We start from the raw sequence: 25,633 nt of genomic DNA, 5'->3' as shown, positions 1-25,633 counted from the left end.
GGAGGATCCTATGAAACGAAAAGGCTACATCGGTCAAATTTTGAGGGTCGACCTCACCCGTTTCGAAATGGGAGAAGAACCCTTGAAGGGGGATTGGCTCGATGCCTTCATCGGAGGAAGCGGCCTCGGAGCAAAATATCTCTACGAAATGACCGATGAGAAGACCGATCCCCTCGGTCCCGAAAACCCTCTGATCTTCATGACCGGACCCTTCACAGGGACCTCTGTCCCCCTTTCGGGCCGCCATGCGGTGGTCTCACGCTCTCCCCTTACCCGAATCTTCGGGGAATCGGATGTCGGCGGGACCTGGGGCGCCGTCCTTAAAAAGGCCGGATATGACGGGATCCTCGTCACGGGAAGGGCAGAAAGGCCGGTCTATCTCTGGGTCCATGAGGGAAAGGTGGAGATCCGGGAGGCCTCCCACCTCTGGGGGAAAGATACCTATGAGGTCGATGCCCTTTTGAGGTCCGAAACCCACCCAGAGGCCGTCATCAGCGCCATCGGTCAGGCAGGGGAGAATCAGGTCCTCCTCGCCTCGATCATGACCGATGGCCGCGATGCCCGCGCGGCAGGGCGCTGCGGCATGGGCGCGGTGATGGGGTCGAAGAATCTAAAGGCCATCGCGGTCTTCGGAAGCCGGAAGGTGGAGGTCTTTCAGCCCGAAGAGGTGGAGTCCCTTCCGAAACAGTTCGGACCCATGATCAACAAGAATGCAGAGAACTTCAGGAAATGGGGCACGGCGGGGTCGCTCTCCCTCTTCGAATCGATGGGAACCCTCCCTCTCCAGAACTGGAGGTACGTGGGACGGTGGGAGGAATCGGCGGAGAAGATCAACGGGGTGACCCTCTCGGAGACCGTGCTCACCGGAAGGTACTTCTGCGATGCCTGCACCCTCGGCTGTGGGAGGAGGGTGAGGATCGACCGGGGTCCCTATGCCGGGGTCGATGGAGCGGGTCCGGAATACGAAACCCTTGCCCTTCTGGGGAGCAACTGCCTGATCGACGACCTGGAGGCCCTCTGCTATGCGAACGAACTCTGCAACCGTTACGGCCTCGACACCATCTCCACGGGCGCGGTGATCGCCTTCGGGATGGAGGCCTATGAAAAGGGCGTGATCGACGAGGAAGAGACCGATGGGGTCGAACTCCGGTGGGGGAGTCCCTCCGCCCTCATCGATATGATCAGAAAGATCGCCCACAAAGAGGGGTTTGGCGAAATCCTGGGGAAAGGGGTCAAAAGGGCCTCCGAGATCCTCGGAAAAAACTCCATCGAATTCGCCCCCCACATCAAGGGACTCGAGCTTCCGGCCCATGACCCGAGGGGCTACAATGCCGGTGCGGTGGGCTTTGCCACCTCTTCGAGGGGGGCCTGCCACCTCTCCGGCCTCAGCCACACCTTCGAGAGGGTCTTGAAATCTCCCGAGATGGGAATCCCCGAACCCGTCGATCGCTACGAGGTGAAAGGGAAAGGCATCATCGCCGCCAAAAGCCAGAACCTCATGGGGATGATGGACTCCCTCAAGCTCTGCAAGTTCATCCTCTTCGGAGGGGTCACGATCACCGACATCGTTCGGTGGTATCAACTGGTCACGGGAAGGGAGATGTCCATCGAGGAGTTTCTCAAAACCGGAGAGAGGATCTTCAATCTCAAACGCCTTTACAATGTGAGGCTCGGGATCAGCCGAAAAGATGACACCCTGCCCTTCCGGCATCTCACCTTCAAGAGGATCGGCCCCGGGTTGACCCCCAATCTCCCGCCCCTCGGCCAGATGCTCAGCGAATACTACGAGTACCGCGGCTGGTCAGAGGAGGGGCTCCCAACCCCTCAAAAGCTGAAGGAGCTCGGTTTGGGGGAGAACCCGATCGGGGAGTGACTTTTGGACGAAATCCCTTCACCTCCCAATGGAAAGGAAGGCTTCCATCATCGGGGAGACGAGGATGGCCGCGAGCATTGAAAAGGTAAGGGTCTTGGTCTTTGCCAGTGGCGATGCCACCGGAGGAGGCTCCGGTTTCCAGGAGCTGGTCGAATTTTCCCGGACGAACCCGCCCGTCCTCGACGCCGACATCGTCGGGGTCGTCTCCAACCATCCCCATGGGGGGGTTCGAAAAAGGGCCGACGCCCTGAAGGTCCCTTTCGAATACTGGCCAGGCCCCTTCGAAGCCGAGGGATACCGATCCCTCGTGGAGAAGTACCGGGCCGATTATGTGATGTGCTCCGGATGGTTGAAATTCGTAAGAGGCCTCGACCCGGCCCGGACCGTCAATATCCATCCCGGTCCCCTTCCCCGTTTCGGCGGGCCGGGGATGTATGGCCATCATGTCCACGAGGCCGTGATCGCCGCCTACAGGAGGGGCGAGATCACCCAGAGCGCCGTGACCATGCATTTTGTCGACGAGACCGCTTACGACCACGGCCCCGTCTTCTTCGAGATGCCCGTCTTGATCAGACCCGAGGACGATGCCGAGAGCCTGGCCCGAAGGGTGAACGAAAAGGAGCGGGCCTGGCAGAGCTACATCCTGAACCTGGTCGTTCATGGCCACATCGCCTTGAAAGATGGAAAGGTCCTTTACCGAGACGTCCCGGCAGGAAGATTCTCGATCCATCGAGAGGAGAGATATGCTTCACCTCTATCAACCGAGGAGTGACCACCTCGAATACTGTTTCAATGTGGAGACCTCTTCGCCCCTCGAACCGGAGGAGCTTTCCCTCCTGCGAGAGATCCTCGCGGAAGGGTTCGTCTCAGAGAACATCCGGTTGAAGACGGCCTACCCAGAAGATGCCGAGATCGTGGAAGTCGGTCCCCGGATGAATTTCGAAACGGCCTACTCCACCAACCTCGTCTCCATCTGCCACACCTGCGGGTTGAAGAAGGTCCTCAGGATCGAACGCTCCAGACGCTATCGTCTGCCTCCGGGCGCAGACCGGGCCCGCTTCATTCAGGAGCACCATGACCGGATGACCGAATGCCTCTATGAGCGCCCCCTCGAGAGCTTCGAATCGGGCATCGAACCCGAACCGGTCTTCGAGATCCCCCTCCTCGAAAAAGGCCTGGAGGCCTTTGACGAACTCCCCGGCCTTGCCATGGACGAGTGGGATCGGAGGTTCTACTACGACTACTTCGTGAGAGAGGAGGGGCGGAATCCCACCGTCGTCGAGATCCGGGACCTCGACAATGCCAACAGCGAACACTCCAGACATGGCTATTTCAAGGGAAGGCAGGTGATCGACGGCCTGGCCATGCCGGAGACGCTTCTGGAGATCGTCAAATCGACGCTGAAGGCCCATCCCTCCAACAGTGTCATCGCCTTCAAGGACAACTCGAGCGCCATCCGGGGTTACGAGTGCTGGACCATCCTTCCCGAACGGCCCGGAGGGCCCTGCCCCTTTCAGAGGACGAAGGTCCTCTACCACATCCTCTTCACGGCCGAGACCCATAACTTCCCGACGGGCGTGGCCCCCTTTCCCGGAGCAGAAACGGGAACGGGAGGAAGGATTCGCGACGTCCACGCCACGGGAAGGGGGGGGTTGGTCGTCGCAGGAACGGCCGCCTACTGCGTGGCCCATCTGTTGATCCCTGGGTATGACCTCCCCTGGGAGGATCCAAAGGCGGTCTATCCCTCCAACCTAGCCAACGCCCTGACGATCGAGATCCGAGCAAGCGACGGGGCGAGCGACTACGGAAACAAATTCGGAGAACCCGTCATCCTCGGATTCACCCGCTCCTTCGACCAGAGGCTTCCCAACGGCGAGCGTTGGGCCTGGATCAAGCCCATCATGTTCACGGGCGGGATCGGACAGATCGACGAAAGGCACATCGAGAAAGAGGAGCCCCAGAAGGGGATGCTCATCGTCCAGGTGGGGGGACCGGCCTATGGCATCGGCATAAGCGGCGGGTCGGCCTCGAGCAAGCTGCAGGGAGAAAACGTGGAGGAGCTCGACTTCAACGCGGTCCAGCGAGGGGATGCCGAGATGGAGCAGAAGCTCAACCGCGTCATCCGGGCCTGTGTCGAGATGGGAGACCGAAATCCCATCCTGAGCGTCCACGACCAGGGCGCGGGCGGACCTGCCAACGTCCTGAAGGAGCTGGTCGAGAAGGCGGGAGGCCGAATCGAGCTGAGGCGGATCCGGCTGGGCGATCCGACCCTCTCGGTCCTGAAGATCTGGATCGCCGAATATCAGGAGCGGTGCGGCTTTCTCATCTGGCCTGGAAGGATCGGAGAGTTCGAGGCGATCTGCCGGAGGGAGAAGGTGGCCTGTGAAGTCCTCGGAGAGGTGACGGGGGACGGCCGCTTCGTGGTCCATGACGAAAAGGACGACACGACGCCGGTCAACCTCAACCTTGCAAGGGTCTTAGGCCAGATGCCCCAGAAGACCTTTCAAGACCGGAGGGTCGTCCCGGTCCTCAAGCCCCTCGAGCTTTCCGATTCCCTCACCGTGGAAGAGGCCCTCTCTCGCGTGCTTCGCAACTTGGCGGTCGGATCGAAACGGTTTCTCACCAACAAGGTGGACCGCAGCGTCACGGGATTGATCGCAAGACAGCAATGTTGCGGACCCCTCCAGCTGACCGTGGGCGATGTGGCGGTGATCAGCCAGAGCCACTTCGGGTTGACGGGCGCGGCCACCTCCATCGGAGAGCAGCCCATCAAGATGCTCCTCAACCCGGCCGCAGGGGCGAGGATGGCCGTGGGAGAGGCCCTCACCAACCTGGCTTGGGCCCGCATCAGCCGATTCGAGGACATCAAATGCTCGGCCAACTGGATGTGGGCGCCCAAACTTCCGGGAGAGGGCGCGGCCCTGTACGAGGCGGCCTGCGCCATGCGGGACCTGATGATCCGTCTCGGGATCGCGGTCGATGGCGGGAAGGACAGCCTCTCCATGGCGGCAAGGGTGGGAGAGGAGATCGTCAAATCCCCCCGCCAGCTCGTCATCTCCGCCTATGCCACCGTCCCCGACATCACCAAAGTGGCCACACCCGACCTGAAAGCCCCGGGCCGGAGCCAACTCCTCTTCATCGACCTTGCGAGGGGAAAGGCCCGGCTCGGCGGCTCGGCCCTGGCCCAGGTCTACGGACAGTTGGGAGACGCCGTCCCCGATGTGGAGGACCCCGACCTCCTCAAAGTGAGTTTCAACGTGATCCAGCAATTGATTTCTGAGGACCTCCTCCTGGCAGGCCACGATGTAAGCGATGGCGGCCTCATCACGACCCTCCTTGAGATGGCCTTCGCTGGCAACTGCGGCCTCGAGGTGGAGATGGAGGGGCTCTGGAGCCCCATCGAAAGGCTTTTTGCAGAGGAGCTCGGCCTGGTCTTCGAATGCCGAAAGGAGGAGCTTTCAAACGTCACCGAGAGGCTTCGCTTTAACGGGATCCCTTTCAGGATCATCGCCGAGACCAAAGAGACGAAGGAGGTTGGTGTAACCTTCAATTCCCAAAGGGTGTTCGAGGCGGACATGCGTCTTCTCCGGCAGTGGTGGGAGGAGACCTCCTACCAGATCGAGCGCCTCCAGATGAACCCGCAATGCGCGGACGAGGAGAAGCGGAACATCTTCGACCGAAGAGGGCCGACCTACGTCCTCACCTTCGATCCCCAGCCGACCCCTGCGATCCTTCTCGAGGGAAGGGATAAGCCCGACGTGGCCATCCTCCGCGAAGAAGGAAGTAACGGCGATCGGGAGATGACCTCGGCCTTCTTTCAAGCCGGATTTCGGCCCTGGGATGTTACCATGACCGACCTCCTCGAAGGCCGTATCACCTTGGATCGTTTCAGAGGCCTGGTGGCCGTGGGAGGGTTCTCCTATGCCGACGTTCCCGAGAGCGCCAAGGGTTGGGCTGCGGCCATCCGGTTCAACGAAGATCTGAGAAGGATGTTCGACGACTTCTACCATAGGCCCGATACCTTCTCCCTCGGGGTGTGCAACGGCTGTCAGCTCTTCGCCCTGTTGGGGTGGGTGCCCTGGCGGGGCCTCCCCGATCACCTCCAGCCCCGTTTCGTTCGAAACACCTCGGGCCGGTTCGAGTCGCGCTGGGTGACCGTGAAGGTCCTCGAAAGCCCTGCGATCATGTTCAAAGGCATGGAGGGCTCCATCCTGGGCGTCTGGGTGGCCCACGGAGAGGGAAGGCTCCTTTCGCCTGATCCTTCTCTCATCGACGAAATCTTGCAAAAGAAACTCGCCCCCCTCGTCTTCGTCGACGACGAGGGCCGGCAAGACGGAAGGGTTCCTGAAAGTTATCCTTTCAATCCCAACGGATCGCCCTTCGGGATCACCGGCCTCTGTACGCCTGATGGCCGACACCTAGCGATCATGCCCCATCCGGAAAGGGCCTTCCTCAAATGGCAGTGGTCCTGGCTTCCTCCGGACCTGGATCGGAGGTGGAAGGCCTCGCCCTGGTTGAGGATGTTTCAGAATGCGAGGATGTGGTGTGATCGCAACGTCTGAGGAAGGTTCGACCTCAGCGCCGTTTCGGCTTCCTCTCGAACCTCCGGTGGATCCAGAGCCATTGTTCGGGATATTGGCGGATGATCGATTCGAGGACCTGATTGAAGAGCTGGGTGTTGGCCTCGACGTCCTTCCGGAAATGTCCGGTCTGAATGAGGGGGAGAGGGTCCTTGATGATGAGCCGATGTCGTCCGCCCCCCTCCCGGATCATGAAGACGGGCAGGACCGGGGCGCCGCTTCGAAGGGCCATCACGGCCAACCCCGCCGTCGTCGGCACCTTCCGCCCGAAGAAGTCGGCCCAGACGCCCTGGCTTCGCTTCCCTCGCTGGTCGAAGAGGATGGCCACCGGAATATTCTCGGAGAGCGCCCGGATCACCTTCGGGGTGGCGTTTACCGGCGGGATGATCCTCAACCCCACCTTCTGCCGGCTCTCGATGATCCATCGATTCAGCCAAGGATTTCGTTTGATCGGTTTGGCAATGGCCAGGATCGGCCTCTCGATCATCCTGGCCATCGGGGCCATCAACTCCCAGTTTCCGAAGTGGCCAAGCAGAAGAAGGGCTCCCTTTCCCTCCTCGAGGATCTTCAGCGCGCCTTCGAGGCCCTCCACGGTCACCCTCTCCTGATAGCGCTTCAGGTCCATCTTCGGGATCTGGAAGAATTCGATGGCCATCATCCCGAGGTTCTGGAAATTCTTCCTCGCGATGGCTCGCCGTTCCTCCCTCGTCTTCTCCTCTCCGAAGGCGATCTCGAGATTCCTCAGGGCGACCCTTCGATGCTCAAAATCGACGAGGTACATCAGGTCGCCGAGGCGTCGGCCGATCCAGAGCGCGATCCCGTCGGGAAGGCGGTTGACGATGAAACCCAAGGCTTTGAGAAGAAGGTAAGCGGGATAGGCGAACAATTCGGTTCCAGAGCGTTGAATCTCGAAGGTCGAATGCAGGATCTTATTCTTCCCCCGTATAAGGGAGGGCCTCGTCGATGAGCATGATGGGGATATCCTCCTTGATCTGATAGATCAACTTGCACGATCTACAGATCAACCCATCTCCGGCCTGGTTGAGATAAATATCTCCCTTGCACTTCGGACAGGCCAAAATATCGAGCAACTCCTTGCTGATCGCCATCGTCACCCTCCCTTTGGAAATGCTTATATAAAACTCCAACCCCACCTTCGCTCACCGGTTTCTGCCCGAGTGGCCCTCCCGAGAGAGGACCCACTGAACCGCCTCGTAGAGGTCCTCGGCCACGAAATCGGGGGAAAAGGCCTGGTCGTCTCCCAGGCGATCCCGCTCCTCCCGCCCGTGTCCTGTCAGAACGAGGATGGCCCGGGCCCCGATCTTGCGGCCGAACTCGATGTCCACCCTTTTGTCTCCAATGGCGTAACTCCTAAGGCAGTCGATTTCGAGATCTTTCACCGCCTCTTCGACGAGGCCGGTTTCGGGTTTCCGGCAGCGACACCTCTGGCGGTAAGGGGGCTCCCCAATCTCCGGATGATGGGGGCAGTAGTAAATCCCGTCCACGTGGGCTCCCTGTTCCTTTAACTCGTCCACCATCCTCTCATGGACCTGATGGACCAACGATTCGGGGAAATACCCCCTCGCCACCCCCGACTGGTTGGTGATCACCACCACCTTGATCCCTGCCTGGTTCAACAGGCGGATCGCCTCCGCCGACCGGGGAAGGAGCCGAAACCGAGAGACCTGATTCAGGTAGCCCACTTCCTCGTTGATCGTCCCGTCCCGATCGAGAAAGACCGCTTTATGTCCCATGACGATCTCTCAACGGGGTGCCTTCCCATCTTTCCAGCCGGAATCGATCTGGCGGCGTGAAACGGAGAAAAGAGCGTCGCTCCCTCCACTCTCCCGTGTTGAAATAGAGGCACCGCCTTCCTTCCAAGATCACCTCCCACTGATCGGGGACATGGGAGTGGCCGAGAATGACGAGATCGAAACCCTCTGAAAATTTTCGATGGGCAAACCGTCTGAATTCCGGCGGTGGGGCCGAAGCAGGGGCCGCATGATTCTTGTTAAAACTCCTCTCGCTGAGCCATCTTGCCACCCGTTTTGAAAAGGCTGGGCCCACCGCCTCGATCAACCCGTAGGTCAGGCGATTCTTGATCATTCTTCGGTAGATCCGGTATCCCCAAAGATGGGGGTTGGCCAGGTCTCCATGGGCCACATAGGCCCTCCGATCTCCGATCCGCTCTTCCTTCCCTAAGGGGACGATCTCGGCCTCGAGCTTCAGCCATCCCCTGAAAAGGGGCTGAAGGAAAAAATCGTGGTTTCCCTCCACATAGGTGATTCGAACCCCTTCCTGACCCAATCTCTGAAGGCGATCAAGCAAAGAGAGATAGGCGGGATAGGGAAAGGCCTTCCCTTCTTCGCCCCCTCCTCGAAATCCGAAGAGGAATTCGAAGAGGTCTCCGAGCAGGACGAGATGGCCCATTCGATCCCGTTCCCGATCGAGAAAGGCCTCAAACCCCTCCATCGCCTCCCGATCCCTTTCGGTGAAATGGGCATCGGAGACGAAGATCCAATCCTTCTCCCCGTCCATCCCGCCGGCACCCTACCTTCCTACGCCGCAGTAACGAAAGCCGAGCCGTTTCATCTGCTCCGGTTCATAAACGTTTCGAAGATCGATGAAGACAGGCTCTTTGAGCAGCCCCTTGATCCTCGAGAGGTCGAGCCTCCGAAATTGATTCCATTCCGTCACCAAGACGAGGGCATCCGCATCCACGGCGACGTCGTAGGCGTTGTCTCCGTACTCGATCTCCGGAAGGACCTTCCGGGCCTCCTCCATCGCGGCAGGATCGAAGGCCTTGATCTTCGCCCCCCTTTTGAGGAGCGCCTCGATGATGAAGATCGAGGAGGATTCCCGGATGTCGTTCGTATTCGGTTTGAAGGAGAGGCCGAGGATCCCGATCTTCTTGCCGGAAAGCCCGCCTACCATCTCCTCGATCTTCTCGACCATCCTCTGCTTCTGAAACTCGTTGGCTTGGATGACCGATTCGAGGACCCGGAAGGTATAGCCCTTCTGTCTGGCCAACCATGAGAGGGCCCGCGTATCCTTCGGAAAACACGACCCTCCATAACCTGGCCCCGGATGGAGAAACTTCCTTCCGATCCGGCCGTCGAGGCCCATGGCCTTGGCCACGTGGTGGACGTCGGCCCCGACCTTTTCGCAGAGGTTGGCGATCTCGTTGATGAAGGTCACCTTCGTGGCCAGAAAGCTGTTGGTCGCATACTTGATCATCTCGGCCGACTCAAGCGTCGTCAGGATGAAAGGGGTTTCGATCAGATAGAGGGCGCTGTAGATGTCCTTCATGATGGCGAAGGCCTGTTCGCTTTCGGCTCCGATGACGACTCGATCTGGCCTCATGAAGTCCTCGATGGCGGAGCCCTCCCTCAGGAACTCCGGGTTGGAGACGATGTCGAAGGGGATGGGCCTCGGCTGATGTCCCTGGATCAACCCTTTGAACCACCTCGCGGTGCCCACCGGGACGGTCGATTTCATCACCACCACCTTGTAGCCATCCATCTGGGTGGCGATCTCCTTCCCCACCTCCTCGACGTAGCGGAGATCCGCGGACCCGTCCTCCCGAGGCGGTGTCCCCACGGCCACGAAGACCACCAGGCTCTTCCGGATGGCCTCTCCGAGGTCGGTGGAAAAGTGGAGCCTCCCCTCCCTGGTGCCCTTTGCCACCAAGGTCTCAAGCCCGGGTTCGTAGATGGGGAGCTTCCCCGATTTGAGGAGGTCGATCTTTTGGCGATCGTTGTCCACACAGATGAGGTTCATCCCGAACTCTGCCAAACAGGCTCCGGTGACCAGCCCGACATAACCCGTCCCGACGATGCAGATATGCATTGCTCACCCCTCGATCCATTGAAGTTCGCCCTGCTGCTTCAGCAGGGAGAGGTAATCGGAAAGGGCCTCCCTCCAGTGCCTCGGCTCGATCCCGAATTCCCCCCTCAGCTTCTCGGTGCTGAGGACGGAGTAGGCGGGGCGGAGGGCCTTGCGGTCCAGCTGGTCCGAAGCGATGGGGATGACCTCGACGTCTCGAAGGCCGCAGAGGTGCAGGATGGTCTGTCCGAATTCGAACCAAGAGCAACTCCCCTGGTTGGTAGCGTGAACGATCCCGGCCGCCCCTTTTTGAATCAACTGCACGATCATTCTCGAGAGATCGACTGTATAGGTGGGATTTCCAAACTGGTCATGGACGATCCTGAGGGATCTTTCGGCGCCCACCTTTCCCCGCCGCTCTTTGGCCTGGTTGAGGATCGCCGAGACAAAATTTCGACCATACCGGCCGTAGAGCCACTGGGTCCGGATGATCAACCCGTCTTTTCCCGAGCGAAGGAGGGCCTCCTCCCCTACCCTTTTCGACTGGCCGTAGACATTGATCGGGTTCGGTTCGTCCTCCTCCGTATAGGGGACGTTCTTGCGACCGTCGAAGACGTAGTCGGTGCTCAAGTAGACGACCTTGGCGTCGCACCGGTTTGCGGCCAGGACGAGATGCTTCGTCCCCTCGCCATTGACCCGAAAGGCCTCTTCCCGATGGATTTCACAACCGTCCACATCCGTATAGGCGGCCAGATTGAGGAGGATCGTCGGCCGAACCTCGAGGATCTTTTCGATCGTCTCTTTCTCGTTCCGGATGTCGATCTCTTCGAGGTCCCACCCCAGCACCTCGCCCTCGAAGGCGGAATGGAGTTGGGGTAAAAGGTCCCGTCCCAACATGCCCTTCGCACCGATCACGACGATCCGTTCCATGCCCGCGTGGCTCGACGTCCTTCCCTCAACGGCCTAACGGTTCTGATACATCCGCCGGTAATAGTCGAGGTACTCGCCTGTCTTGATCTTCCTCCACCACTCGGAGTGGGTTCGATACCAGTCGATGGTTCGATCGATCCCCTCTTCGAAGGAGACCGTGGGCGACCAGCCCAATTCCCTCCGGATCTTGGAAAAGTCGATGGCATAGCGTCGGTCATGGCCAGGCCGATCCGTGACGAACCGGATCAGGGAGTGGGGCTTCCCCAGGCGATCCAGGATGGTTTTGGCCACGTACAGGTTTGTCCGCTCGCTTCCTCCTCCGATATTGTAAACCTCTCCCTCCTTTCCCTGCCAGAGGACCAGGTCGAGGGCCCTGCAGTGGTCCTCCACGTAGATCCAATCCCGAATATGGAGCCCGTCGCCGTAGATCGGCAGTTCCTTCTCTTCCATGGCATTGGAGATCATCAGGGGGATCAACTTCTCTGGGAATTGATAGGGGCCGTAGTTGTTGGAACAGCGGGTGATGAGGGTGGGAAGGCCGTAGGTATGATGATAGGCCCGGACGAGCATGTCGGCGGAGGCCTTGCTTGCGGAATAGGGACTGTTGGGGGCCAGGGGCGTCTCCTCCGTGAAGGCCCCGGTCTCTCCCAACGACCCGTAGACCTCGTCCGTGGAGATGTGGAGAAACCGGATCCTCCTCTCCCTCGAATACTTCCTCAAGGCCTCGAGCAGGACGAAGGTCCCGAAGACGTTGGTCCGGATGAAGGCGCTCGGGTCTTCGATCGATCGATCCACGTGCGATTCTGCGGCGAAGTTGACGATGGCGTCCACCCCTCTGCCGACCAGCTCCTCCATCCGTTCCCGATCTGCGATGTCGGCCCGGACGAATTGATACCTTTCGGACCGAGAAAGGTCGGAGAGGTTCTCGAGGTTTCCCGCATAGGTGAGCTTATCCACGTTGATGACCGAGCTCTCGGGATAGGTCTGCAGATGATACCGGATGAAATTGCTTCCGATAAACCCACAACCGCCCGTGACCAGGATTCTCATCGCCCTCCCCCTCTCTCGAGCCCGCCTCGATCGTCCCTCACGCCCGTCGCCCGTCCGCCTTTCTCATCCGTCTTTCCGCGACCAGTCATAGGGGATGTCCTTCCCGTGAGGAGGGAGACGGTACTCGTCAGGTTCTTCATAGTTGTAGACTTCCGTGGGGATGTTGATGATGACCGCCTCCTCCTCGCTCACGCACTTCCACCCGTGATAGACCATGTTCGGGACCTGGACGAGCATCGGGTTATGGACGCCGATGTAAAACTGATTGATCTCCCCCCGGGTCGGTGATTTCTCCCTGGGATCGTAGAGGACCAGTTTGATCATCCCCTGGATCGCCACGATGTTGTCGGTCTGGACCTTGTGGTAGTGCCAGGCCTTGACCACCTGGGGGTAGGTGGTCGTCAAATAGACCTGGCCGAACTTCGAAAACAGAGGATCATCCGCCCGGAGGATCTCCATCACCCTTCCCCGTTCGTCCGGAATGACTCTCAGCATCTTCGTCTTCACGCCTTGAATCATCGCTGCCTCCTGTTTCATTGGGTGCCCGTGGTCAGAGGACGAAAAGATCAATCCAGATTGTTGGCCCCGGTTTGAGCCACCAGCTGGTTGGCTCGCAGCAGGGATTCGAAGGTCCCGGCATCGGTCCACCATCCCTCCAGGATGTCATAGGTCATCTTTCGCTGCTCGATGTAACGGTTATTCACATCGGTGATCTCGAGCTCTCCCCTCTCGGAAGGCTTCAGGCCCTTGATGAAATCGAAAACGGTCGAATCATAGAAATAGATGCCGATCACGGCATAATTCGTTTTGGGCTGTTTGGGCTTCTCCTCGATCCTCACGATCCGATCTCCCTCCAGTTCGGCCACGCCAAACCGATGGGGGTCCGGAACCTCTTTCAGAAGGATCTTCGCCCCCTCCTTCTGTCGCTCAAAAGCCTCTTTGGCCTTCCGGATATTCTTCTCGATGATATTGTCCCCCAGGACGACGCAGATGCTCTCCCCCGCGGCAAAGAATTCCGCCAAGCTGAGGGCATCCGCGATGCCCCCTTCTCCTTCCTGATAGGTATAGTTGATATGCCGGAGCCCGAACTCCTTGCCGTTTCCTAAGAGGCGAAGAAAGTCCCCGGCATTGTTTCCGCCGGTGACGATCAAAATGTCGTCGATGCCCGCATTGATCAAGGTTTGAATGGGATAATAGATCATGGGCTTGTTGTAGACCGGCAGCAGGTGCTTATTGGTCACCTTCGTCAGCGGATAGAGCCGGGTTCCTAAGCCCCCGGCTAAAATGACCCCCTTCATCTTCTCCTCCTTTGCCCTGTTTGGTTAAAGGCCCATCAGGGAGGGCCTTTTCCCCAAGGAACCGAGCCCTAACAGGTTGAGATAGGCCTGGACCTTGACCTCCTTCCTCTGCTTCTTGTCCGGCGACTCTCCCTTGTCCTCGACCATCAAGCCCAGCGTCCAGCACTGGGCCCGGTATTCCGCCCCATAGAGATTTTCGACCTTCCAGCCGTCTTTCAAATTATAGCGGGTGGATCCGAACAGATAAAGGGTGGGCCTCACCTTGATTCGGACTCCTGCAGAGAGCTCTTCGAGCTGGCTCCGACCGTATCGATATTGAACCGAGAGGAGGTCTTCCCGCCGATCCTGGAGGGTGAGGCTCACGTTGCCTGTATCGAAATGGCCATCGTACGGATCGAATTCTCCATCGATCCGGCCGCTCAGATAGGGGCTGAACTGCCACCAGAGCTCCCCCCGAATATTGGAAAAGGACCTCTTCCTACCTCTCGAATCCCTTTCGAAGGGGTCACCGAAACTGTAGGATTGGAAGATCTCCAGCCTCGCGTACTCCCAAGCCCCGGCGTTCGCCTTGGCCTCGGCTGACCTCCCGATGAACTTTTGGATGACCCCGTAGGTGATCTGATTCACATAGGGCACCCGGTCGATGTCATCGAAAAGGGGGATGTTCTTCTGTGTTACCCGAGGGCTGTATCCATAACGAATCATCGGTTCTATGGTATGCATCCATTTCCCCACGGGGAAGAGGTCCAAAAGACCTCCGATCAGGTCTGCCTCGTAGACCCGGTAGATCTCGGCGGAGACTTCCATCTGAGCGACGAAGGTCTCCCGGGACTCCCATCCCTGGTAACGTCGGGTGGGGTCGTCAAAGGGCCGATAAAGGGTCTCTCGGAGACCGAGGCTCGGCTCCACCTTCAACACATTGAAGAGCCTTAGAGGAAAGAGGAACCTGGGGAAGAGATCCCACCGGTGGGCTTTCACCCCCTTCTCCCGCCAGAAATGGTTGTAAGTGAAGACTCCTTCAACAAAGAGTGGGGTTTGGATCAAAGATTGGGGGAGGGCGTAAAAACCGACTTGAGGAAGCCTCTGAAGGGTCTCGTCGTTGCTCTCCTGGGTGAGGTCCTGATAGACCGATCCTTCGGTTAAAAAGCTGAAACCGTCCCAATTTTTGCCTCCGAAGAGGGTGGACCTGAGTTGCCGCCGGCTCCGGGCATCGATCTTGGCCTCTCCCGGAAGATCTTCGTCGAAGTCACGCTGGTACCGGATATCGCTCAACCAGTTGACGTCGCCCCTCGCATAGAAACCCTGGGGAAGCTTCTGCTGACCCTGAAGAAAGAAGGCATAGCGGTTCTTCTCCAAGACCTGATCGTCGATGAAAAAGAAATTGGCCTTTCCCGAGGTCTCAGGGGCAAAGGCGTAGCGGTATTCGATGCCACCCTTGACCCCCCTCTCCCCCAAATAGTCGAGGTAGATCGTAGAATCCATATCTTTCGTCATCGCCCAAAAGAAGGCGGTCTTCACCTCCGGGCCGTACTTCTCCGAGTATCCGACCTGGGGCAAAAGAAACCCCGTTTGCCTCTCCCTCTTGACCGGGAAGATGGCCCACGGAAGATAGAGCGAGGGGACCCCTTCGAGGTAAAAGGTCGGGGCCTTGGCAACCCCGTACCCCTCGATCGTGACCTCCAATTCTTTGACGGTAAATTTCCAAGGGGGACGCGGGGCGTCGCAGGTGGTGAAGGAGCCCTCGATAAGGCGATAACGATTCTCTCCAAGTTTCACCGCCTCCTTGCCCGTGATGTGGAAATTCTGCTCTTTGAGAAAGAGCCTGGCCTGGTAGATCCTCCCCAAACGCGTATCGAGGTTGATCTCCAGCCGTTCGCATTCGAGCACATCCTCTCCCTCCCGGAGGACGATGTTCCCCCAGGCGACCAGGTCTTTGGTGGCCATCTGAAGTTGGGCGTGATCGGCCCGGAGGAAGAGCGTCCCCCTTCTCACCTCCACCCTTCCATGGGCTTCATAAATTTGCCGATCCCGATCGTAGGAAAGTTCGTCGGCCTCGATGTCCACCGGCCCCTCCTCCCGGCCCACCCTCTTTTCGGCAATCTTTCCCTCTGCAGGGGAAATGGTAAATAGGACGAGGAAGAGGAGGAAGGCTATCGCCCCGTTGGACTTCATGACCTTCCTCTGGGCAGGAAATAGGAACGGGCCTCGCCCACGGTATAGAGGGAACCGGTAATACAGAGGAGATCGTCCTCCCCTGTAAGGGAGAGGGCCCGGTCTATGGCCTTCTTGAGGTCTTCGACGACCTCTGCTTTCTTTCCATTTCGACCCGCGGCCTTCAGGAGATCCTCCGGAGGGGCCGCCCTCTCGACCTTGGGCCGGGTGAAGATGATATGGTCTGCCAGGGGGGCCAGGGGGCGGAGGATCCCAGGAATATCCTTGTCCTTCATAATCCCGATGAGGAGAATGAGGCGGTGGTAGGAGAAGTCTCGCTCCAAGGCGGCTCGGAGGGAAAGGGCCCCTTCGGGATTATGGGCCCCGTCGAGAAGGACCCGCGGCATGGATTGAATCAACTCGAGCCTTCCTGGCCAATGGGCCGTTTTGAGGCCCTCGACGATGGCATCGTTCGAAATTCGGTATCCGAGGTCGTCTAAAACTTCGGCAGTGCCGATGGCGGTAGTGGCGTTGACGAGCTGGTGGGGCCCGTAGAGGTTCAACGAGAGGTTCCAGAGTTTCCGATGGAGGCCCTCATAATGGAAAGTCCTCTCGCCGGAAGACACGAAGCGAAATTCTTTTCCCACCTGGAAGAAAGGGGCCTTTTTTTCTCGACAGATCTTCGCAAAGAGGCCGATCACCCCGGGTTGGGTCGCCGCGGTGATCAGGGGACGCCCCTTTTTGATGATCCCGGCCTTTTCGGCCGCGATCTTCATGATCCCTTTGCCGAGGACATCCTCATGGTCCTTCCCGATATTCGTGATCACGGAGACCAGAGGATCAACCACATTGGTCGAATCGAGCCTCCCTCCCAACCCCACCTCCAGCACGGCCAGGTCAACCATCTTCTCCCGGAAATAGAGAAGGGCCAGGGCCGTGGTGAAATCGAAGAAGGTAAAGGGAGGAGAGACCCCTGCGGCTTCGATCCTCTCCCGCAAAAACTCCGTCAGCTCGACCACCTTCTCGGGTTCGATCTCCTTTCCGTCGATCTGGATCCGTTCCGTGAACCGAAGGAGGTGCGGCGAGGTGTAGAGGCCCACCCGATATCCTTCCTTCTGTAGGATCGAAGCGGTCATGACTGCGGTCGACCCCTTCCCGTTTGTCCCTCCGATGTGGATGGCCTGAAGGTCGTGGTGGGGGTTGCCGACGGCCTCGAGGATCGCCTCGATCTTCTTCAGACCGAAGATCATCCCGTATTTTTCGAGGCCGAAGAGATAATTGAGGGATCGTTGATAACCGTTCTGTTTCATGTTCTCAGGACCTGGGGGTTTCGACTTTGAGCATCTTGAGAAGCAGGGCGATGGTATGGCGGAGGTCTTTTCGTTCGACGATGAGGTCCACCATCCCATGCTGGAGAAGATATTCGGCCCTCTGAAACCCCTCGGGCAGCTCCGCCCGGATGGTGTCTTTGATGACCCGGGGCCCAGCAAATCCGATCATGGCCTTGGGCTCCGCGATGATGACATCCCCCAGCATGGCGATGCTCGCCGATACCCCGCCCGTCGTGGGATCCGTCAGAACCGTAATATATGGGAGCCTCGCTTCGTGAAGCCGGGCCAGGGCCGCGCTCGTCTTGGCCATCTGCATCAAGGAGAGGATCCCTTCCTGCATCCTCGCACCGCCCGAGGCACAGAAGATGACGACCCCGATCCTCTTCTCGATGGCCCTTTCGATCAAACGGGTAATCTTCTCTCCAACGACCGACCCCATGCTCCCACCCATGAAATTGAATTCGAAGACCGCGATCATCGCCGGCTCCCCTTCGAAAGCCGCCTCGCCGCAGATGACCGCATCCTTCTGCCCGGTGGCCTCCTGGGATTCTTTGATGCGGTGGGAATACCGTTTCGAATCCTTGAATTCGAGAGGGTCGGTGGGGAGGAGGTTGGAATCGTATTCGACAAATGTCCCCGGATCCACCATCCACTCGATCCGTTTCCTCGCGGGGATTTGAAAATGATAATTACATTTGGGGCAGACCTGGAGGTTTCGCTCGATGACCTTCCGGTAGATCATCTCGTTGCAGGATTTGCACTTTACCCAGAGCTCGTCAAAGGCCCTGGTCTCCTCCCGCCTCTCCCCTCTTTTTTCTTCCTCCTCTCCCTTTCTGAACCAGGCCATGGAATGGAAAAACGCCTCTCCATCAGATAGAGTAAGGGTGACGTAAATATCTAACAAAACAAGGGGGATAAGTCAATCGAACCCGCCTGGAGGCAATTGAATCCTCTGCGGCGGGATGATATCTTAGGCAAGGATGAGGCGGGTCAAAATCTATTCGATGGCTTTTGGAGGAACGGGGGTGGGACGGATCGATGGCAAAGTGATCTTCGTCCCAGGCACCCTTGCCGGAGAGGAGGTCGTCGTTGAAATCACCTCGGAGAAAAAGGACTACCTGATCGGCCAGGTAAAAGAGATCCTGACCTCTTCTCCTCTGAGGGTCCAGGCCCCCTGTCCTTATTTCGGGACCTGCGGGGGTTGTCAGTGGCAGCATATCGACCCCTCCGCCCAGGAGACGTTCAAGAAAGAGATCTTGATCGACCTGCTCCACAGGATCGCCGGGCTGAAGGAGGTCCCTGTTATCTCCACGGCCCCCTCCTCCCCGCCTTTTGGATATCGAATTAGGGTCCAGTGCAAGGTTCAAAGAAGCAGGATCGGGTTTTTCGCCCAGCAATCCCGTCGAATCGTCGAGGTGGAAGGATGTTTGATCGCTCATTCCCTGATCAACCTCATCCTCCGGCATCTCCGAGAGAGACCGCACCTCCTTTCCGGTGCCGCGCAGATCGAAATCAACGTCTCGCCCGATGAGGGAAAAGGGATATTGGTCTTGCATGGTTGTCTGCCTCCGAAGGGGAAAAAGCCATTTCTGAAAGATCTCCTCCAACCCCCCTCCCCATTAAAGGGGATCGCCCTGACAAGGAAAGGGGACTGGGAGTTCCTTGGCGATCCTTATCTGAATCTGACGGTTCCGTTAAAGAGAGGGGAGAGGACGATGGCCTTTCGCTTCCGCGTCTCTCCGGGAAGCTTCTGCCAGGTCAATCCCTACCAGAATCCTCAACTGATTCAGACAGTCCTGGAGTTCGGGGATTTGGGAAAGGGAGATCGAGTCCTCGACCTCTACGCGGGCATCGGCAACCTCTCGCTCCCTTTGGCGGCGGAAACGGGGTGGGTCATGGGAATCGAGGAGGATGCGACAGCAGTTGCCGATGCCCGCTACAACGCCAAGGTCAACCGGATAAAAAACTGTCAGTTCCGCCTGGGCAGGGTGGAAGAAAAGTTAGGGGAGGCCGGGGAAGGATGGAAACTTTTGGTTCTCGACCCACCCCGGGCAGGAGGCAAAAGGATCACTGAGGAGATCACACGATTGGCCCCTGAAAAGATCGTCTATGTCTCCTGCGATCCCGCGACCTTCTCAAGGGATGTCCACTTCTTCGTGAAAAAGGGCTATGCCCTCCAACAAGTCCGTCTCATCGACATGTTCCCACAAACCTATCACATGGAGGTGGTGGGATTGTTCTTAAGATCTTGACCTTCCCCTTCGAAGGATTGAAACGATCCAAAGGCCATCCCTTTAAATCCCCCTCGGAAGCCCCCTTCTCAACTCGTAACTATTGGATTTTTTTAACAATAACATAGGACACCCTTTGGGGTAGTTGGCCTGTTATTATCATGAACTAAAAGAACCCATCCTAAGGGGGTTTTCATGGAGAGGTGATCTGCCCCACTCTGCGGATCATGGGCCATTTTGAAGGCTTCATCTCCTTAAACCGGAACGAGAAAGAAAAGCCAAAAAACTTGGGACATCCATCTCTTCAAGCACCTGCAGGAGGTCGACCAGGATCTGATCGGAATGGAGGTCATCTCCTCGTAAACCTCTTCAGACAGAGTTGACATGAAGTCAGAGAAAAAAGGGAAGAGGGGTAGGGATATCGACCCCGAAAAGTTTAAGATGGCCTGGTGCCCCTCTTGCGGGGGCACCGGCAAATTGATTAACGGGGGAAAGAAGATCGAAGTGTGTTTCCGATGTAACGGGTTCGGTTGGATCAAAAAAGAGCCCCCATCGGAGAAAGGAGGAACAGATGAATCCCATCATCGTTGAATTCTTGACGAAGATCGAATTGGGGGAACCGAGGGTTTTTGAGAACATGGCGGTCGTTGCCTTATTCACCTCCCTCGAGGGAGGTCCTCCCTATATCACACTCGGGGAGGCCCTTGAAAAGAGGCTCCTGACCATCACCGAGGTCAGCCAGGCCGGTTCGGTGCCTGAATTGAAAGTGGTGAACAGGGCGGATATTCCGATCCTTCTCCTCGACGGAGAGGAGCTTGAAGGGGCAAAGCAGAACAGGGTGTTGAACACGACCATCCTCCTCAAAGAAGGGGCTGAGACCATCATCCCCGTCAGCTGCACGGAACAGGGAAGATGGGCCTATGCTTCAAGAGAATTTGAACCCTCAGGGAATCTGATGTACAAGAAGGCCAGGGCGAAAAAGGTGGCATCGGTGAGCCGAAGCTTGAAGGATTCGCTCGCCTATGCCAGCAACCAGAGGGAGGTCTGGGATGAGTTGACCTATTTGGCCAAAGACGCCCAGGTCTTTTCTCCAACCCAAGCCATGAGGGATGTCTTCGAGGCGAAGGAGGAGGAGCTGGCCGTTTTCCTGAAGGCCTTTCCCTGTCTCGAGGATCAGAAAGGGATTTTGGTCATCGTCAACGGAAAGGCCGTGGGTTTCGACATCCTTTCCCGAAGCCAGGCCTATAAACAAATTCATGGCAAGCTGGTGAAGAGTTATGCGATGGACGCCCTATTTAGAAAGGAAAAAGGAACCCACTCCCCCATCGAAAGGGAAGCAAGTCGTTTTATCGAAGAAGCCAAGACATGCCAAGAGGAGCGGTACGAATCCGTCGGATACGGTTGGGATCACCGCTTCGAAGGAAAGACCATCGTGGGGTCCTCCCTCGTATATCAGGACACAGTGATCCATATGGCCTTCTTCAGGGCGGAGGAGACTGATCGAGCCGGAAGGATCTCGAGCCCCAGCCGACGCCGAGCCTTCAGGTTTTGGGAGATCTGAGGGATGTAAGCCTTGCAACGGATTTCAAAGGAGGGTAGAGTAAGACAAAGGCTCAGAAGGCGTTCGTCTTGAAAAGGGGCGGATGACCTCCAAGAGGCCGAATTCTTTGGGGGAGAAAAAATATGGGCCAAAAGGAGATGGAGAACCTTGTTGCCGAGACGGTCCAGATTAAACCGCAGTTCGGGCCGGCCATCGATCGGGTGTATCAGCTCACGAAGGCCCTGAATAATCGGAACGTAGATTCGGCCTTCCGTAAATATTTAAAGAAGATCGCCACGTCTGACGATGCGGAAGGAGCCCGCTTCGTTGCGGAGATGGAAAGACATATCCATGCAATCCAGGGGACTCTTAAGAGTTTGGAGTCGACCGATATGGACCGCGATGAAGCGTTGAGCCGCCATTTTCCTCAAGCCCGCAAATTCATCGGAAGCCTTTTACTCATCTTGACCGGTCTTGTGGCCCTGATTCTTTTCATCTCTCTCATCGGCTTGAAGTGAAGACCGTAAAGAAAGGCCCTTGTCTAAGATAGCCCCCAACCAATGATCCACCCCAAAGGGCTAGTCTTTCATGAACCCCCTCTATGGCGAGAGGAAGGAAAAGCCTCTGTCTGAAATGACCTCAGGGCTGAATCCTTGGGCCTTCAGACTCCGGCCGGGATCGCAAGAATTGTCTAAGTTCAAGGTCTTTCACCTTTTTTCTCCGATTCAAAACCCTCGGCCTCAACCAGTTGAACCATGAGCCCGTATCTCTCGAGGGCAAGGCGGAGGGCCCGGTTGATCGGCATCCGATCTCCTCGAAGGGAGGGCTCCAGCGCAAACAACCTGAGGAAGAAGTGATCGTAGCTCGGCGCGACACCCCCTTTTGAGAGGGCTTCCTGGGCCTTTTCGACGAGGAGAGGCATCTCCTCCTTCTGGCGACGGCAGGCCTGCAATATCAATCGTCCCTCCCTATCTTTCATCCCCGCAAAACCAAACAGGCGACACACGGAGGGCCGGAAACCGTAAAATTGACAAAGCCCGTTTCCCCGGATCGAAGGATCGGGTTCGTAAAAGACGCATCTCGCCCCCTCCCCGGACGAGGCAATGCGCTCCAGCCATCGGTCGGCCGTCCCCCGAGCAAACAGCTCTCCTGCCGCCGGCAGCATCTCGAGCACGGTCACCTGAGGCGTTTGAGTTTCGCAACATTGGCCACAGCCGGGAGGACAGCGGAGTCCCGTGGCCCTCCGGAACTCGGCCGTTTGCCGATCCATTTCAGCATACAACTCGGAAAGAGCCTCGATGAGCTTCCGGTTAAAAGAGGAAAGAGGCATCGATCCTTCACACCCCTTAACCCAAAACCCCAAAACCGGAAGAGGGAAAACGTCCTTGGGGATTTCCGGGATGTCGGCGGCTCCCCCGCAATCCCCTTTCACATTAACATACCATAGGGGACTCCCAAGTCAAAGGGGCCGGGAAGACTCAGGAAGGGTTCGATGAACCAGGGGAGGGGGGCTCATTTGAAAATGAACGGAGAAAGAATTTTTTGGAGGAGGGTTAATGCCCATCCGTTAAAAGGCCCTTGCCCATTGCCTAAATCATCGAAAGGGCCCGAGCCCTCAGGGAAAGGTCATGTTCAACTCGTAAATCCGTTCGTCCCGTCTCTTCTCGATTCGAAAACCCATTTTTTCGAAGAGATGGAGCATGGGGCGGTTCTCCACGAGCACCTCTGCATAAAATCCCAGAAGCCCTTGCTGTTTGGCGAGAAGGGTGAGATAGGCGAGCAGCTCCGTCCCGATCCCCTTGTTCTGGTAATCATCCCTGACGGCAAAACCGACCTCGGCCGTGTAGGTGGCCTCATCGATGGAATATTGTCCCATGCCCACCACGACGTCTCTTTCACCCTCCCGAAGGACGGCCAGAAGGACCATCTCTTTCGTATAATCAATGACGACGAAGGATTGCAATCGTTCATGGGGCATGTCCTTTCTCAGGGAGATGAACCTCCGATAGAGACTGTTCTCCGACAGGGAATAAAAGAACTCTTTGAGAAGGGGCTCGTCGTCCAGCCTGACGGGCCTTATCAAAAGCCCCAGGCCGGTCTTGGTCGTCCGGTGGATTTCCAGATGTTCAGGGTACTCTCCCCTCAAACCCGGAATGAAGGCTTGATCCGGATAGATGAGATGGGATTTCTTCGCCTCCTCGATCAGCCAGGACCTGAAGTTGGGATGGGCGATGGCGATGAGGGCCATCGCCCGCTCCCGGATATTCTTGCCCCGCAGGTGGGCAATGCCATATTCGGTCACCACATAATGGACATCCCCGCGATGGAGGGTCACCCCTGCCCCCTCCCGGAGAAAGGGAACGATCCGGGAGCGCCTTCCTTGATCCGCCGTGGAGGGAAGGGCGAGGATCGTCTTCCCCTCCCTGGCCAGGGCCGCCCCCCGCATAAAATCGGCCTGTCCCCCGATGCCGCTGTAGAAGGTCCTGCCGATCGATTCGGCGGAGGCCTGGCCCGTCAGGTCGATTTCGAGGGCCGTATTAATGGCCGTCATCCGTTCGTGTTGGGCGATAATGAGGGGGTTGTTGGTATAATCGATGGTCCGCAATTCGATGGCGGGATTGTCATGGAGATACGCATAGGTCTCCTGACGGCCCATACAGAAAGAGGCGATGGTCTTTCCGCGGTTGATCGTTTTCCGGGTGTTGTCGATGACCCGCCTCTTCATCAGCTCGACCACGCCGTCGGTGAGGAGCTCCGAATGGACGCCTAAATGTCGTTTTTGGCCCAGGTGGGTCAGAATGGCATTCGGGATCGCCCCATAGCCGATCTGAATGGTATCTCCGTCTCGAATCAATCGGGCCACATATTTTCCGATCTGGTCGGCTATGGCCGTGTCGGCCTCCGGGACAAATTCGAGGATGGGCTCTTCGTGGGGGAGGATGAAATCGACCTCCTCAATATGAATAAAGCCATCGCCATGAACCCTCGGCATCCGCGGGTTGACCTGCGCCACCACCAGGCGGGCCTTTTCGGCTGCGGCCTTGACAATGTCGACGCTCACCCCGAGGTTCATAAACCCGTGATCGTCGGGAGGGGACGTTTGAATCAGGGCGACATCGATCGGGACAAGTCCCCGGTAGAAGAGGCTGGGGACCTGGGAAAGAAAGACAGGGGTATAGTCCGCGGCACCCTGGTTGACGGCCTCCCGGATGGGATCGGAGATAAAAAAGGAGTTGTGCCGGAAAACGTCCTTCCATATTTCATCCGCGTGGGGGTTGATCCCCATCGTCCAGACCTGGAGGAGTTCCGCATCGGTGAGGCTCTTGGGATGCTTTTGGACGTATTGGCTCAGGGCCTTGACCAGATGCTGGGGCTCCCCGCATCCGGTCCCGATGAAGATCCGATCCCCACGGTGGATGTGGCCGAAGATGAACTCCTCGGCCAAAAATTTTTGGGGGAATTTCTCTTTCCACTTCTCCAGGCCCACGATGCCACCCTGCCTTTAAAACCGATGGGGCCTCCCGGGCCCGTTAGATCACTTTGTTTAGAGGATATTCGATGATCCCCACGGCCCCCCGTTTGAGGAGCTGAGGGATGAGCTCCCGAACCTCCTTCTCCGAGACCATCACCTCCACGGCAAACCAATCGCTCTGAAAGAGGTTGGAGATGGTCGGTGCCGTGATGCAGGGAAGGATCTCGATGACGCTCTTCAGATCGTTGGCCGGGACGTTCATCTTCAGCCCCACCATCCCCTCGGCCCGAAGGGCGCCCTGAAGCAGGAGGGAGATCTGCTCGATCTTCTCCCTCTTCCAAGGGTCCTCGTAGGCCTCGCGGTTCGCGATGAGTTGGGTATTGGTCTGAAGCAGCTCCTCGACGATCCTCAGTTTATTGGCCCGGAGGGTGCTTCCCGTCTCGGTGACCTCCACGATCGCGTCGCAAAGGCCTTCGATCACCTTTCCTTCGGTCGCTCCCCAGGAGAACTCCACATCCACCTTGATGTTCCTCTCGGCGAAGTATCTCCGGGTAAAATTGACCAGCTCCGTAAAGATCTTCTTCCCCTCCAGGTCATAGATCGACCGGATGGGGGAATCCTCCGCCACCACCAAGACCCACCGGGCCGGAGCGGTGCTCGTCTTCGAATAGACCAGGTCTTGAACCACGACGACATCGGACCCATTCTCCAGGACCCAGTCTTTCCCCGTCAGCCCCGCGTCGAGGGTCCCCATCTCCACAAATCTCGACATCTCCTGGGCTCGAACGAGGGTACATCGAATCTCCTCGTCATCCACCGTGGGGAAATAACTGCGGGCACTGACCACGATCTTCCACCCCGATTTTCGAAAGAGCTCGATGGTGGCATTCTCAAGGCTTCCCTTCGGGATCCCCAATTTAAGGGTGTTCACTTTTGATAGACCTCCTCCGGATCGAAGATTTTTTCCCCTCGGATCACCCATCGACCGTCCTCGTATCGATGGTGGAAACAACTCTGAAAGCCGGTATGGCAGGCGGCCCCTCCGATCTGCTCGACCCGGATCAAGAGGGTGTCCCCATCGCAATCGAGATAGATCTCTCGGACCACCTGAAAATGGCCCGAGCTCTCCCCTTTCAACCAGAGCTGTTTCCGAGATCGAGACCAGTAGGTGACCCTTCCGGTCTTCAGGGTCTCCTCCCACGAATCTCGATTCATGTAGCCCAACATCAGGACACGGCCGGTGGCATGATCCTGGATGACCGCCGGGATCAGCCCCCCGCCCTTTTCGAAGTCGATCTGGATCACGGTGCCTCCTTGAAAACGTTCATCGAAATGGATTCCGCCCGCGCGGG

22 protein-coding genes are annotated in these 25,633 nt (G+C 57.8%); 6 read left to right on the top strand and 16 right to left on the bottom strand.

The features are described from left to right. Nucleotides 1–10: 10 nt before the first annotated feature. Genes N3G78_10545 through purL form a run of 3 tightly spaced genes read left to right on the top strand, consistent with a single transcriptional unit; the run spans nt 11 to nt 6,435 of the window. A complete protein-coding gene (locus tag N3G78_10545) occupies nt 11–1,873 on the top strand; it encodes an aldehyde ferredoxin oxidoreductase family protein (protein ID MCX8118359.1) in 1,863 nt (620 codons plus the stop codon). Nucleotides 1,874–1,901: 28 nt separating this feature from the next. Further along, nucleotides 1,902–2,645: a formyltransferase family protein gene (locus N3G78_10540; protein MCX8118358.1), complete on the top strand. Its 744-nt coding sequence runs from the start codon at nt 1,902–1,904 to the stop codon at nt 2,643–2,645. Next, on the top strand, nt 2,617–6,435 hold the full coding sequence (gene purL / locus N3G78_10535; protein MCX8118357.1) for a phosphoribosylformylglycinamidine synthase: 3,819 nt from the start codon (nt 2,617–2,619) through the stop codon (nt 6,433–6,435). The genes N3G78_10540 and purL overlap by 29 nt, the downstream gene beginning before the upstream one ends. A 13-nt stretch (nt 6,436–6,448) precedes the next feature. Here purL and N3G78_10530 read toward each other — a convergent pair whose 3' ends face one another. The 12 genes from N3G78_10530 to accD all read right to left on the bottom strand — a co-directional run bounded on the left by N3G78_10530 (nt 6,449) and on the right by accD (nt 17,885). Beyond that, complete coding sequence (locus tag N3G78_10530; protein MCX8118356.1) at nt 6,449–7,339, bottom strand: lysophospholipid acyltransferase family protein; 891 nt, start codon at nt 7,337–7,339, stop codon at nt 6,449–6,451. 43 nt (nt 7,340–7,382) lie between these two features. Then, nucleotides 7,383–7,562: a Trm112 family protein gene (locus N3G78_10525; protein MCX8118355.1), complete on the bottom strand. Its 180-nt coding sequence runs from the start codon at nt 7,560–7,562 to the stop codon at nt 7,383–7,385. A 51-nt stretch (nt 7,563–7,613) separates the two neighbouring features. After that, nucleotides 7,614–8,207: a D-glycero-beta-D-manno-heptose 1,7-bisphosphate 7-phosphatase gene (gmhB, locus tag N3G78_10520; GenBank protein MCX8118354.1), complete on the bottom strand. Its 594-nt coding sequence runs from the start codon at nt 8,205–8,207 to the stop codon at nt 7,614–7,616. Next, the gene (locus tag N3G78_10515) at nt 8,197–8,991 is read right to left on the bottom strand and encodes a UDP-2,3-diacylglucosamine diphosphatase (GenBank protein MCX8118353.1); all 795 of its coding nucleotides are present in this window, start codon (nt 8,989–8,991) and stop codon (nt 8,197–8,199) included. Before N3G78_10515 ends, gmhB begins: the two co-directional genes overlap by 11 nt. A 12-nt stretch (nt 8,992–9,003) precedes the next feature. Next, nucleotides 9,004–10,302: a UDP-glucose/GDP-mannose dehydrogenase family protein gene (locus N3G78_10510; protein MCX8118352.1), complete on the bottom strand. Its 1,299-nt coding sequence runs from the start codon at nt 10,300–10,302 to the stop codon at nt 9,004–9,006. A gap of 3 nt (nt 10,303–10,305) precedes the next feature. After that, nucleotides 10,306–11,208 carry a dTDP-4-dehydrorhamnose reductase gene (rfbD, locus tag N3G78_10505; protein ID MCX8118351.1) on the bottom strand — a complete coding sequence of 301 codons (903 nt, stop codon included), beginning with the start codon at nt 11,206–11,208 and terminating at the stop codon, nt 10,306–10,308. A gap of 33 nt (nt 11,209–11,241) precedes the next feature. Further along, nucleotides 11,242–12,258 carry a dTDP-glucose 4,6-dehydratase gene (gene rfbB, locus N3G78_10500; protein MCX8118350.1) on the bottom strand — a complete coding sequence of 339 codons (1,017 nt, stop codon included), beginning with the start codon at nt 12,256–12,258 and terminating at the stop codon, nt 11,242–11,244. 63 nt (nt 12,259–12,321) lie between these two features. After that, nucleotides 12,322–12,777: a dTDP-4-dehydrorhamnose 3,5-epimerase family protein gene (locus N3G78_10495; GenBank protein ID MCX8118349.1), complete on the bottom strand. Its 456-nt coding sequence runs from the start codon at nt 12,775–12,777 to the stop codon at nt 12,322–12,324. A 47-nt stretch (nt 12,778–12,824) separates the two neighbouring features. Further along, nucleotides 12,825–13,556, bottom strand: coding sequence for a sugar phosphate nucleotidyltransferase (locus tag N3G78_10490; GenBank protein MCX8118348.1), 732 nt, complete (start codon nt 13,554–13,556; stop codon nt 12,825–12,827). 24 nt (nt 13,557–13,580) lie between these two features. Continuing rightward, entirely contained in the window at nt 13,581–15,728 is a 2,148-nt protein-coding gene (gene lptD, locus N3G78_10485) for an LPS assembly protein LptD (GenBank protein ID MCX8118347.1), read from the bottom strand. Further along, on the bottom strand, nt 15,725–17,017 hold the full coding sequence (locus tag N3G78_10480; protein MCX8118346.1) for a bifunctional folylpolyglutamate synthase/dihydrofolate synthase: 1,293 nt from the start codon (nt 17,015–17,017) through the stop codon (nt 15,725–15,727). The genes lptD and N3G78_10480 overlap by 4 nt, the downstream gene beginning before the upstream one ends. Before the next feature lie 4 nt (nt 17,018–17,021). Beyond that, entirely contained in the window at nt 17,022–17,885 is an 864-nt protein-coding gene (gene accD / locus N3G78_10475) for an acetyl-CoA carboxylase, carboxyltransferase subunit beta (protein MCX8118345.1), read from the bottom strand. 133 nt (nt 17,886–18,018) lie between these two features. Between accD and N3G78_10470 the strand changes: the two genes are divergently transcribed. The 3 genes from N3G78_10470 to N3G78_10460 all read left to right on the top strand — a co-directional run bounded on the left by N3G78_10470 (nt 18,019) and on the right by N3G78_10460 (nt 21,327). After that, nucleotides 18,019–19,290, top strand: a complete 1,272-nt coding sequence (locus N3G78_10470) for a class I SAM-dependent RNA methyltransferase (GenBank protein MCX8118344.1) — start codon at nt 18,019–18,021, stop codon at nt 19,288–19,290. 550 nt (nt 19,291–19,840) lie between these two features. Next, nucleotides 19,841–20,830 carry a hypothetical protein gene (locus tag N3G78_10465; GenBank protein MCX8118343.1) on the top strand — a complete coding sequence of 330 codons (990 nt, stop codon included), beginning with the start codon at nt 19,841–19,843 and terminating at the stop codon, nt 20,828–20,830. Nucleotides 20,831–20,967: 137 nt separating this feature from the next. Next, entirely contained in the window at nt 20,968–21,327 is a 360-nt protein-coding gene (locus tag N3G78_10460) for a hypothetical protein (protein MCX8118342.1), read from the top strand. A gap of 179 nt (nt 21,328–21,506) precedes the next feature. Here N3G78_10460 and N3G78_10455 read toward each other — a convergent pair whose 3' ends face one another. The 4 genes from N3G78_10455 to hisI all read right to left on the bottom strand — a co-directional run bounded on the left by N3G78_10455 (nt 21,507) and on the right by hisI (nt 25,586). Next, nucleotides 21,507–22,139: a YkgJ family cysteine cluster protein gene (locus tag N3G78_10455; protein ID MCX8118341.1), complete on the bottom strand. Its 633-nt coding sequence runs from the start codon at nt 22,137–22,139 to the stop codon at nt 21,507–21,509. Nucleotides 22,140–22,424: 285 nt separating this feature from the next. Next, entirely contained in the window at nt 22,425–24,296 is a 1,872-nt protein-coding gene (locus tag N3G78_10450) for a GNAT family N-acetyltransferase (GenBank protein ID MCX8118340.1), read from the bottom strand. Nucleotides 24,297–24,339: 43 nt separating this feature from the next. Beyond that, a complete protein-coding gene (gene hisG / locus N3G78_10445; GenBank protein ID MCX8118339.1) occupies nt 24,340–25,263 on the bottom strand; it encodes an ATP phosphoribosyltransferase in 924 nt (307 codons plus the stop codon). Continuing rightward, complete coding sequence (gene hisI, locus N3G78_10440) at nt 25,209–25,586, bottom strand: phosphoribosyl-AMP cyclohydrolase (GenBank protein ID MCX8118338.1); 378 nt, start codon at nt 25,584–25,586, stop codon at nt 25,209–25,211. Before hisI ends, hisG begins: the two co-directional genes overlap by 55 nt. Nucleotides 25,587–25,633: the final 47 nt, after the last annotated feature.

The sequence above is a fragment of the Thermodesulfobacteriota bacterium genome (assembly GCA_026415035.1).
Lineage (GTDB): Bacteria > Desulfobacterota > BSN033 > BSN033 > UBA1163 > RBG-16-49-23.
The sequence above is the reverse complement of the archived record's forward strand: the minus strand, read 5'-3'. Positions and strand labels throughout refer to the sequence as shown.